This is a genomic window from Cupriavidus neocaledonicus, assembly GCF_000372525.1.
GTDB classification, from domain to species: Bacteria; Pseudomonadota; Gammaproteobacteria; order Burkholderiales; family Burkholderiaceae; genus Cupriavidus; species Cupriavidus neocaledonicus.
In genome coordinates, this window is record NZ_AQUR01000047.1 from 1 (window position 1) to 9,971 (window position 9,971).

Here is a 9,971-nt window from a genome sequence, read left to right on the forward strand (position 1 = left end):
CAATCCACCCAAGTTACTGTAAGCATCAACAAGCCTTATAGGCAGCATGATGAGGCTTCTGGCGAGGCGGACGGGGCTTGGCGCGATCCGGTCGCACGCGATGGATACGTGTTGCGATCAAGGCCAAGGTCTCATTCAGAGCAGCCCTGGCCCAGCGCAGGCCGAGCAGAACCGCAGGCAGGACAGGTTTGAGCGCGGTAATGGCGTAGGTACGGTTGATCCGATGGTCCGAGTCAATGTCATGTTCCTGCGCGGCGGTGAGGCAGCATAGGGCGTGCAGGTTGTCACATAGGATTTTGGCGCCGAAGTCCTGCCTGGCGGCCAACTGCGAGAGGCCGGACAGATGTTCGAGTGCCATGCGGTGTTTGAGGCGTTTGAACGCCTCCTCGAGGCGCCAGCGCTGGTGATAGAGATCGCGGAAGGTGGCAGCCGGATAGTGGTGCATGTCGAGCAGATTGGTGATGAGCACGCGCACCTTGCCGGCTGGCGAGATCTGCCGGATCAGCCGGACGGTCTGCGGAGTAGCCGCACACTCATAGTCGCGCGCGTCATTTCGGGCTGGAGCCGGGAGCGTGACGATGGCCTCGTCGCGACCGGAGCGGACGAAGTGCCGCACGGCAGCAAAGCCGCTACCGTCGGCGCGCATGCAGAAAGGGATTTTTCGTTGGTTGAGCACGGCCACCAGCCAGCGGGCGGGGTAGCCGCGATCGAGCAAGAGCAAGTCGTCGGATTGCAGGCGGTCCAGATGCTCGAACAGGATCTGGCGTTCGTTCTCGTGCACGCTGTGCAGTGAGGCGGCGAGCATGATCTCGGCCCCGGGCAGGTATAGGCCGAAGGCGAGTTGATCGCGAGTGGCGGCTCGAGGCAGATGGCTGTGGCGGATGGCGAAACGCAGGTGTGAGGCGTCCGCGGCGACTAGCCGAAAGCCATGCCAGCGCGGCAAATGGTCTGACACCTGCCGAAGCAGCCAGTCATTGAGGTGAGCAAAGACATCGCCGCTGAGTTTGCTGCGAGCCTGGGCGAAGGCTTGTTCACTGACGCAACGGCGCAAGATGTTCTGGCGCGCGAGCGCGGCGAAGAATTGATCGAGTTCGGCTTGTACGCCCATGCGCAAGTTGCCAAGCATGAAGGCGATCAGTGTCGGCAGAGTGAGCTTGCGCTGACGGGTGAATGCGGAGGGTCGTTCGGGATGGCGAGCAAGATCGTGAAAGACCTTGGTGTGCAGATATTCGGTAAGCGAAGCGAACAAATCGGTCAGGGGCATGAGAGCCAAGCGAAGATCGAGAAGCGATCCTCTATTGGCCGCCGCCCTGCTTGCGCTAAACAGCCAGCGCAAGCAGGGCGGCGGCCGCTCGAACCTCGTCACATGTCAAGCGTTCGCGGGGGCAAATCGCGATTCTATTGACGGCTAAACTTGGGTGGATTGGGTCCGCACCTGGTGCATCGGGAGCACCTGCGCGGTTTCGCTCAAGGAGGCCTGCAAATATAGAAGTCGTAACTGCCGAGCCGAGCTGTCAGCGTACGCTCGAAAACCCGTTGGACTCTTCCAGGCGCTCTGCGGTACGGACAGTACCACCGACAGCGCGCAAGGCGCTCGTCTTCGGCGAGTTTCTCCAGGACGTCGATAGGAGCGCCGGGCGCCATAGAAGAAGTGGACGCGCCTCGAACCGCCGCTGGCAGGTCATGCCGGCGCGCGGGGCTGCGCAGCAGAGTGTCTTCTTCCGCGTCTACGGTGAACGTCGCGCCGCCTTCGGATCGATCTGGCATTTCATAGGGCTCCAATGCTGGCTGTCGAGTCGCATCTCCCGACACTTCTTGCGTTACAGGCCCGCCAGGCCGATGATGTCCCAGAAATCGCGCACGGCCGCGCAGGCACGTGCCTTCGTGTTCGGCGCGTCGGGCAACGCCGCGCCGTAGGCCGCAATCGCATCGTCCGCGAGCCCCGCCCACCGGGAAATCGAGCCGGCCAGCACGTCACGATTGCCTGGGGTCTCCAGGGCCATGCGGACGAGCGCGCCGGCCCAGCGCCGGTGCCGCTGGGCGTCGGCAAGCTGCGCGTCAGTCAGCAAGCCGAGCAGGGTGTCGCCGTTGTGGCGCGCCGCCTCGCCAAGCCCGCGCAAGACCACTTCCTCCATCGCCGGCTTCAATACTAGACTGCAGGCGACGAAGGACTCTGCCCAGTCCCATGCAACGAGCGCGTGTTCGGCCAGCTTGCGCCAACCCTGCCAGGCCGGATCTTGCTCCCAGCATCTGCGCTCGTCGGTGCCAAAGCCCACGTCGCTGAAGATCTGAGACAGCTCTCGCGTTCGATACGCGGTGTGGGTGAGCCAACGCAGCGAGTCGGCGGTCTGGTAGGCGGCGCAGTTCGAGATCGTGGAGGCGGGGGCCATCTGCGTCACGTAGGCCGATCCCATTTGCAGTGTGTGGAACAGATAACGTGCCGGCGTGTACAGTCGCGCCAGCGTGCCGGCCCAGGAGTGCTCCAGCATGGAGTCGTGGCCGCGCTGGGAAAATTGGTCCAGCAGACCGGACACATAGGTTTCCTGACCGTCCTGCAGAATGTTGTAGGTGCGGTAGACGAGCTCGTCGGGGTCCCGAAAGGCGTTCCAGTCAGCGTGTTTCAGCGGCGAGGCGTTGCGGTGACGCTTGAACCACTGCGCCATCTCGAAATTCGGATCGAGTTCGAACGGCGCGTGGGGGTTGTCGGTCGTGTAGTGCAGATTCGTCGAGACGATCTCGTACTCGCTTGGTTTGCGCCGCCGCGCGGCCAGGTGGCTCCAGGTCTTTAGCGGCTTGAGGACGTCCGGTTGAGTAGTCATGCTCGTCTCCGGTTACAGCGTCTTTTTGTAATAGAAGAGGACGTAGTCGTCCGTGGTCTCGATGCGGCCCGCGAACGAGCTGAGGTTGACCTCCAGCTCGGACATCCTGAACGGGCGGCCCAGCGTATCCTCCAGCGTAGCTCGGCGCAGGATCAGTTCGCCGTCGGTGTCGATGCGCACGTATGCGAGCTTGTCGTCGACACGGATCTCCTTACCCGGATTGTCTTCCCGCGCGGCCTCGATGACGCCGGACGTGATGCTGCTGGCGCGAAGCACGGGGCCGACGCGGTTATTTCGGTACGCCTCGGCGGTGTTGTGATCCCTGCTCATGATCGATTCCTTTGCAATATCAGCAATTGGCGAACAGTGGTTCGACGCCTTCGACAGCGATAAGTATGTCGTCACCATCTACCCTGATGGCATACTCTGCGAGACGGGATCCACTGGGGTTGATGCCCCTGCCTGTGTTGGCGTCGAATGTCCACTGGTGGGCCCGGCACATCAGTACGCGCCCGTCGAAATTTCCCTCTACGAGCGGAATGTCCTGGTGCGGGCAGATGCCTTGGAATGCGCGTGGCGTGCCGCTTCGTGGGCGGACAAGTACGATGACGTGGCTGTCCACCACGACCTCGGCCATGTCGCCTTCCCACAGCTCGTCGAGTGTGGAGACTGTCTGGAAATTTTTGGTGTCCTTATGCATCGCAAAAAATGAATTCGAGTGACTCCATCGGCTTGATATCGGTGTCGCCGAGCCGGGCGTCGCGGGGATAGAAATGGTCGCTCCCCTGGCGCCGCACCCGCAAGACCTTGCCGGGCTGAGGCGCTACGCGACGGCCGACTGAATGGTGCGCGGCGGCCGCCGCTACCTCGTCCATCGAGTTCTCCGTATCGACGGCGACGAGCTGCAGCACGAAGTCGTATTGAAAATTCGAAATCACTGGAAACAGTGCCATGTCATTATCCATCTGATGGCCGCATCAGGCGGTCTTGTTCTGTTCGCGCTGGCGGCGGTATGCCGCCACCCATGCGCAATGGTGTGCGTCGTCGCCAATCTCGCCGGGGGCGAGGTTCATGTACAGGAGTGCCCCCCCCAGGTCGGGCGGCTGGATGTGCCCGGCGAGGAAACGGTCGACCAGGGTCAGGTGGTCGCGGTAACGCACGGGGTCCTGTTGGAAAACCCAACGGTCGATCTCGGAATTGAAGTGGTACGTGCGGCCGTTGTACTCGAGCGGATAATCCCTGACGTTCCAGCCACTGCCCGGCACCGCGCAGATTGGCAACTGGCTCATGTTGCACACAATGGGCAACGTCTCGGGGACGGTGAGCTCCTTCCTGCCCGCGAGCAGGTTGTCGATGATGACGTCCCAGGCCTTGCCAAACGTGTCATTCCAGCCGGAATACTTTTCTTCGAGCCAATCACGGCAGTCCGGCGTCATGCCGGCGGCCGGATTCCACCAGATGGTTGGCCTCCAGAACCAGATGCTCAGCTGGTAAGCATGGTGCTGGTAGTCGAACTCATTGATCATCTGGTCCCAGTACCAGGGCAGGTCGAGACCGAGGTCTATCAGGGTGCGCTCGAACTGGCCGACGATCCATTCCGTCACGAACGCCTTGAATGACTCCTTGCGATGCTGCAGCGGCGTAGCGTAGTCCATCGACGTGCCGGTCAGCAGGGAGAACAGGCGCCATGCGCGTGCAATGGCCACGTCCACGAGCTGCTGCGCCTGCTCCTTGCGCCCGTTGGCCAGCAGGATCTGCAGTGCCGGGCCGCCGATCTGCGCGTGCCGTGACTCGTCCGTCTGGATGCTTGAAATGAGGCTGGCGAACGTAAAGTCGCCGGCTTCCGCCGCATCGGCCGCCAGCCCGAGGAACTGCATGTTGGTGAAACCGGTTTCGAAGGCAAACGTAAGCATCACGGCGATCTCGATCGCGCTGCGCGACATGAATAGGTCGTCGAAGGTACTGCGGGCAGCGATCGCGGCCCATTCGTTGGTGTGATAGGCCTTGTGCGCCCAGTCAAACTGACGATCCTTTGGGCAGTAGTCGTGCGGAAAGTAGAGTTGCAATTGCCCGTGACGGTTCTCGTCAAGCATGCCAAACGTCGCCATGTTGCGCATCCCTGGCGCGCGGCCGAAGCGGGCCATTCGTGCCTCGGCGCTCATCGCTGCGTATTCGCCGAGCGCGATGGCGCCGTAATGTGCCTTCAGGATAGACAGCCAGCCGGGATCGGCGTTCTCGAACATGCGGCTGCGCTCCAGCGCGGCCTTCACGGAGTAGGCGCCAGCGTCCTTGTCGCGCTGAATGCGGACATATTCTGGATACGATGTCTTGTAGGGCTCGTCATAGGTTTCCCAGACTTCCATGGGCACGCCCTGTGCCCCTGCCATGACCTCCGGGAAAAGGTCGGACTCGGCGACGTACGTCGGCGTCCAGTTCGTTGTGCGGGCAATGTCGTACCACGCTGCGCGTTCCAAAAGCGCCATGGGATATTCTCCTTGGTGGATGTCATGTCCTTCTTGCTTTGCAGTCCCGGTTGCGAAAGGCCGCAGATCCGGAGCGCATTCCCTTGTGCAAATGTAATGCCAGCGGGCATGGCGATATAGTCATGCTGCACTGCAAAGCAGTGGGAGCGTAAGGAATGGCGGGTACTCCATTGGATTTCGAGGCCCGGATCTGGGCGTCGCAACAAGGTGCCAGTTCCTTGTGGATTTCCCTACGACACCTACGAAGGCATCAAAATCCACCACTGGGACAAGGGGAAAGACTCATTCGGCCCAACCATGGACGCCTACTGGAAATACCAGGTGCATCGAATTCAGCCGAACTTGAGGAGCGCTTCATGAATGTCAGCTCGACGTTCGAAGCGAATGCGAAGACGACGAAAGTTGTGAAGCCACGCTTGGGTACGTTCGACAACCCAGCGGAACTTGCCCAGACCACTACCGTGCTCAGTCCGGCGTTTGGCAAGCACCGGCTTGATGCCGCGCTCGCGAAGCCGCTGACGATGTGGCTCGGAGTCATAGCCTCGGTCTGCGTAGATGACTTTTGGCTTCTGAAGCGGTCGGCCGCGCACGCCGCGAATGGGCGGGATCGCGTCGACGAGCGGCAGCAATTGGGTGACGTCGTTGCGATTCGCCCCGGTCAGGATTGCGCTGATTGGGACGCCATTTGCATCGACGAGGATGTGGTGCTTGGAACCTGGTCGCGAGCGATCCGTGGGGTTCGGGCCAGTTTTTCGCCCGCCCCAACGGCTCGCACCGACGATGAATCGACGGCTACTCGTGAGAAATCGAGTTCGTGGGCCTCGCGAAGCTTCGCCAGCAATAGTTCGTGCAATCGCTTCCACACGCCAGCCTTCTGCCAGTCGCGCAAGCGCCTCCAGCAGGTCGGACCCGAACCGAATCCCAACTTGGTCGACAGGTCGCACCAGCGTATGCTGGTCTTGAACACGAACAAGATGCCGTTCAGCGCAGCTCGATCCGAAACCGGAAGGCGGCCTGGATATTTCTTGCGTCGCGGCTTCGGCGGCGGCAGCAAAGGTTCGATCAGTGCCCACAGCTCGTCATCGATGATCGGCGCGCTCATCCCCTCGGTTCCCATCGTTCAGATGGCCAAGGTTAACAGCTTGCCGAAAAGGTTAACAGCCCCCTCGGGGTCTTTTTGAAACGGTCTCTAAGCATGCGCGAGATTGACAGGCTCAAGACCGTCCAGGCGGTCATGGATGGTCAGTTGCGGCCTGGCGTGGCCGCCGAACGATTGGAGATCACTGACCGGCAGCTGCGGCGGTTACTGGAGCGCTACCGGCTGGAAGGCCCAGCCGGGCTGGTCTCGCGCAAGCGCGGCCGACCCAGCAACAACCGTCTGTCTGGCGAGCGCGAAGCCGCAGCGCTCGGCCTGATCCGGGAACACTATGCCGACTTCGGCCCGACCCTGGCGGCCGAGAAGCTGCGCGAAGCACACGGGCTCACTCTGGCGAAGGAAACGGTCCGGCGGCTGATGATGGTTGCCGGCCTGTGGGTACCGCGCAAACAGCGCCCGCTCAAGGTCTATCAGCCTCGTAATCGGCGCGCCTGCTATGGCGAACTGATTCAGATTGATGGCTGCGATCACCGCTGGTTTGAGGAACGCGCGCCTGCCTGCACGCTGCTCGTTTATGTCGACGACGCCACCAGCCGGATCATGGAGCTGCGCTTTACCCATTCGGAGGCCACGTTCACGTACTTCGCGGCGACCCGCGCCTACCTGGAGCGCCACGGCAAGCCGGTGGCGTTTTACAGTGACAAGGCCAGCGTTTTCCGGGTCAACAAGCAAGGAGCAACTAGCGGCGACGGCCATACGCAGTTTGCGCGGGCCTTGTTCGAACTGAACATCGAAGGCATCTGCGCCAACAGCAGCCAGGCAAAAGGCCGCGTGGAACGGACACACCTGACCTTGCAGGACCGGCTGGTCAAGGAGCTGCGCCTGCGTGGCATCAGCACCATGGAGGCGGCCAATGGCTTCATGGCGGAGTTCATCGCCGACTACAACGCGCGCTTTGCCAAGGTGCCGCGCAACAACCACAACGCCCATCGACCGCTGCGACCGGACGAGAATCTGGATCTGATCTTCGCGTGGCGCGAGCCACGCTGCGTGTCCAAGAGCCTGACGATCCAGTACGACAAGATGCTCTACCTGCTGGCGGACCCGCCGGAGCATCGCAAGCTGGCTGGCTGCTACATCGACGTCTATCACTACCCAGATGGCAGGATCGAGCCGCGGGCTAATGGCGCCGCCCTGCCCTACACCACCTATGACCGGCTGTCGGAAGTGGACCAGGGCGCGATCGTGGACAACAAGCGCCTGGGACATGTGCTGCAGTTGGCGCAATACGTGCAGGAGAAGCGCGATAACACGCGTTCGCTCTCTGTGCCTGGCACGGAGGGGGTTCCGCGCAAGCGTGGACGGCCGCCCGGCAAGAAATCGCAGCGGTCGCTCGGCCAGAACGATATGTTGGAAGCGTTGCAAAGGCTGCAGGAGCAGCCGTGGCCGCTTAACGGAACGGAAAACTGATTCAGCTTGCGCTGGCAGTTCAACAGGGCTCAGGCAGCACGGCTTGGACTCAGTCACGTCAGGACAGCACTACCGCCCTACGCTCACCCCAATAGCCGATCAACCGGACATTTCAACTTAGCCAGAGACCGGACATTTCAATTTAGCTTTGACAGCACGTGTTGGCCCCAAATAGTAATGTCGCATTTGAGCCAAATAGAAATGACGTACCCCCTTGCCCAGGCTGGCATGCTGGCGGCTTTCCGTCTGTCCGAGACTGGAGGCCGCGATGCGCAAGCCCGAGACCATCACGACGACGATGCGCGAACTCGATCGGCTCAAGGTGATTCAGGCCGTGGTCGACCATGGCCTGGCGGTCTGGCGCGCCGCCGAGAAGCTCGGCTTGTCGCGGCGCCAGGTGGAACGGCTGGTGCTGCGCTACCGCGAGGATGGTCCGAGTGGCCTGGGCTCGCGTAAGCGCGGCCGTGACAGCAACCGCCAGCTGCCGTCGGGGCTGGAGTCCCGCGTGCGCGGCCTGATTCGCGGCAGCTACGCCGACTTCGGCCCGACGCTCGCCGCCGAGAAGCTGCGCGAGCGCCATGGCATCGACCTGGCCACCGAGACGGTGCGCCGGATCATGATCGACGCTGGTTTCTGGGTCCCGCTCAAGTGCCTTGACGACCAGGTCAAGCGGAACTGTCGCAGCAGCTTAAGGAAGACGACAACGCTCTGCGCCTGCTTGCCATCCCGGGCATTGGAGCCATTACCGACAGCTTGTTGGCCGCTGAACTGGGGGATGCAAAGAATTCTCGCTCCGGGCGTGACATTGCCGCATCGATAAGGCTAGTGCCGCGGCAATACAGTACTGGCGGTCGCCCGGCTCTGCTCGGTATCAGTAAGCGAGGCGACAAAAGCATACGTTGCCTGCTGATTCAATGCGCATGCTCTGTAATGACACGTCTTCATCGACGAACGGATGGGCTTGGGGATTGGCTTCGGAAGATGCTCGTACGGCGCCATCCAAACGTCGTCGCGTGTGCCTTGGCCAATAAGCTTGCAAGCATAGCGTGGGCGTTGCTGTACCGCCGCAGTGATTACCAAATCCCCGTGGCCGCGGCGAGCTGAAGGTGGGCTGACCGCGCAGGATTATTTGTTAATTCAGGCTTTGCGACGTTGACATTGATGACCCAACGGCCCAGTGGCCCGGTGGACACCCTGACAAATTGTATAGCTACCACAAAGTGCGGACATTTTTAATACTACCGGGCGCGACTTTCATCGTGGAGCGGGAGAGCAATCTCCAAGCAGACTCTGGATAGATTTAGGCAAGCCACAGATCATCGACCTCAACCTTGCAAAGATCGGGCTGACCATAGATTTCAATTTAGCTTTGACAAATGGTGTTGGCCTTTCGCGGACATCATGCCGCCGCTCTCCGCAATCGTGACTGGGCGGACCCGGACGACCGTGACAGTTCCGGCAATATCCAGCCACAGCGCTTCGAAACCCCGACAGGTATTCGGCGAGGTCGGCTGGGCGGCGCAGCAAGCGAAGACGGCACAGCAAAGGAAAAGCAAAGACTTGGCGAGCCTCAACGTACACGAGGCTCGGCATCACCGCACAGAGATTGCTGGCGTCCTGGCTGGTAAACATCGGGACAGTAAAGCCGTTCCACATGGTGCCGTTCCAATACGCCCACACAAAGGCATGGTCTGGCAGCCAGCTGCCCCTCACGCGAATGCGACGCCATGTGCGTTTCGTACCGCTTTGTTTAAGGGATTCGATCATAGTGTGCTCCAAAGAGAGAAAGCGGTCTTTTGAGGCATCCCCTTATACGGAAGTAGGACCGTCTCCGCGGCGAGGCTTGGAGCTTGAAGTCCCGGGAATTTCGAGGTAAGGGGGTTGTTAACTTCGCCAGACTCGCGTTTACTCTCGGATTTTCGCGCAGCAATGAGCAACGAGTCGGGGGCATGGGTGGACGAGGAATTCGAGAGTCTGGATCTTGGTGATCCGGGGCGGGATCGGCGCGCCAAGGAGCTGCTCAAGCGGTTTGCGGCTCTGCCGACGGCGAGCATCCCCGGCGCATGCGATGACTGGTCGCAAACCATCGCGGCATATCGGTTT

Annotated in this window: 10 protein-coding genes and 2 pseudogenes; 4 read left to right on the forward strand and 8 right to left on the reverse strand. The window is 61.3% G+C overall.

The features are described from left to right. Positions 1-25: 25 nt before the first annotated feature. The 7 genes from A3AG_RS0100755 to A3AG_RS32655 all read right to left on the reverse strand — a co-directional run bounded on the left by A3AG_RS0100755 (position 26) and on the right by A3AG_RS32655 (position 6,404). Positions 26-1,264: an IS4 family transposase gene (locus tag A3AG_RS0100755; protein ID WP_012354743.1), complete on the reverse strand. Its 1,239-nt coding sequence runs from the start codon at positions 1,262-1,264 to the stop codon at positions 26-28. A 556-nt stretch (positions 1,265-1,820) separates the two neighbouring features. Further along, the gene (locus A3AG_RS0100760) at positions 1,821-2,819 is read right to left on the reverse strand and encodes an aromatic/alkene monooxygenase hydroxylase subunit beta (protein WP_012354742.1); all 999 of its coding nucleotides are present in this window, start codon (positions 2,817-2,819) and stop codon (positions 1,821-1,823) included. Between the two features lie 12 nt (positions 2,820-2,831). Then, a complete protein-coding gene (locus A3AG_RS0100765) occupies positions 2,832-3,149 on the reverse strand; it encodes an MmoB/DmpM family protein (RefSeq protein WP_012354741.1) in 318 nt (105 codons plus the stop codon). 19 nt (positions 3,150-3,168) lie between these two features. Then, positions 3,169-3,519 (reverse strand): monooxygenase system ferredoxin subunit, encoded by a 351-nt coding sequence (locus tag A3AG_RS0100770; RefSeq protein WP_018003718.1) that lies wholly within the window; start codon positions 3,517-3,519, stop codon positions 3,169-3,171. Beyond that, a complete protein-coding gene (locus tag A3AG_RS0100775; RefSeq protein ID WP_012354739.1) occupies positions 3,512-3,772 on the reverse strand; it encodes a toluene-4-monooxygenase system B family protein in 261 nt (86 codons plus the stop codon). Before A3AG_RS0100775 ends, A3AG_RS0100770 begins: the two co-directional genes overlap by 8 nt. A 24-nt stretch (positions 3,773-3,796) precedes the next feature. After that, positions 3,797-5,302 (reverse strand): ferritin family protein, encoded by a 1,506-nt coding sequence (locus A3AG_RS0100780; protein WP_012354738.1) that lies wholly within the window; start codon positions 5,300-5,302, stop codon positions 3,797-3,799. 332 nt (positions 5,303-5,634) lie between these two features. Then, positions 5,635-6,404, reverse strand: a protein-coding gene (locus A3AG_RS32655) for an IS5 family transposase (protein ID WP_232348031.1) whose coding sequence is annotated in 2 segments (ribosomal slippage) — positions 5,635-6,074 and positions 6,074-6,404 — 771 coding nt in all. Because the reading frame shifts where the segments join, the coding sequence is not laid out codon by codon here. Between the two features lie 93 nt (positions 6,405-6,497). On the opposite strand from A3AG_RS32655, the gene A3AG_RS0100790 reads away from it, so the two are divergent. The 3 genes and pseudogenes from A3AG_RS0100790 to A3AG_RS32665 form a co-directional block, all read left to right on the forward strand. Next, complete coding sequence (locus A3AG_RS0100790) at positions 6,498-7,868, forward strand: ISNCY family transposase (protein ID WP_012354735.1); 1,371 nt, start codon at positions 6,498-6,500, stop codon at positions 7,866-7,868. Positions 7,869-8,136: 268 nt separating this feature from the next. Beyond that, positions 8,137-8,559: pseudogene (locus tag A3AG_RS32660) on the forward strand (helix-turn-helix domain-containing protein); the annotation flags it as partial. Continuing rightward, positions 8,541-8,972 (forward strand): annotated as a pseudogene (locus A3AG_RS32665) (transposase); the annotation flags it as partial. The pseudogenes A3AG_RS32660 and A3AG_RS32665, both read left to right, overlap by 19 nt. A gap of 150 nt (positions 8,973-9,122) precedes the next feature. Here the strand turns inward: A3AG_RS32665 and A3AG_RS32670 are convergent. Next, a complete protein-coding gene (locus tag A3AG_RS32670) occupies positions 9,123-9,635 on the reverse strand; it encodes a hypothetical protein (protein ID WP_145987529.1) in 513 nt (170 codons plus the stop codon). 162 nt (positions 9,636-9,797) lie between these two features. Between A3AG_RS32670 and A3AG_RS32675 the strand changes: the two genes are divergently transcribed. Beyond that, positions 9,798-9,971: IS4/Tn5 family transposase DNA-binding protein (locus A3AG_RS32675; protein WP_018003720.1), on the forward strand; the 174-nt coding region annotated here is incomplete at its 3' end.

Bases quoted from the DNA above. Each gene is read 5' to 3' on its own strand.
- A3AG_RS0100780 (WP_012354738.1), bottom strand. From the start codon at position 5,302: ATGGCGCTTTTGGAACGCGCAGCGTGGTACGACATTGCCCGCACAACG.
- A3AG_RS0100775 (WP_012354739.1), bottom strand. From the start codon at position 3,772: ATGGCACTGTTTCCAGTGATTTCGAATTTTCAATACGACTTCGTGCTG.
- A3AG_RS0100760 (WP_012354742.1), bottom strand. From the start codon at position 2,819: ATGACTACTCAACCGGACGTCCTCAAGCCGCTAAAGACCTGGAGCCAC.
- A3AG_RS0100755 (WP_012354743.1), bottom strand. From the start codon at position 1,264: ATGCCCCTGACCGATTTGTTCGCTTCGCTTACCGAATATCTGCACACC.
- A3AG_RS0100765 (WP_012354741.1), bottom strand. From the start codon at position 3,149: ATGAGCAGGGATCACAACACCGCCGAGGCGTACCGAAATAACCGCGTC.
- A3AG_RS0100770 (WP_018003718.1), bottom strand. From the start codon at position 3,519: ATGCATAAGGACACCAAAAATTTCCAGACAGTCTCCACACTCGACGAG.
- A3AG_RS0100790 (WP_012354735.1), top strand. From the start codon at position 6,498: ATGCGCGAGATTGACAGGCTCAAGACCGTCCAGGCGGTCATGGATGGT.
- A3AG_RS32670 (WP_145987529.1), bottom strand. From the start codon at position 9,635: ATGATCGAATCCCTTAAACAAAGCGGTACGAAACGCACATGGCGTCGC.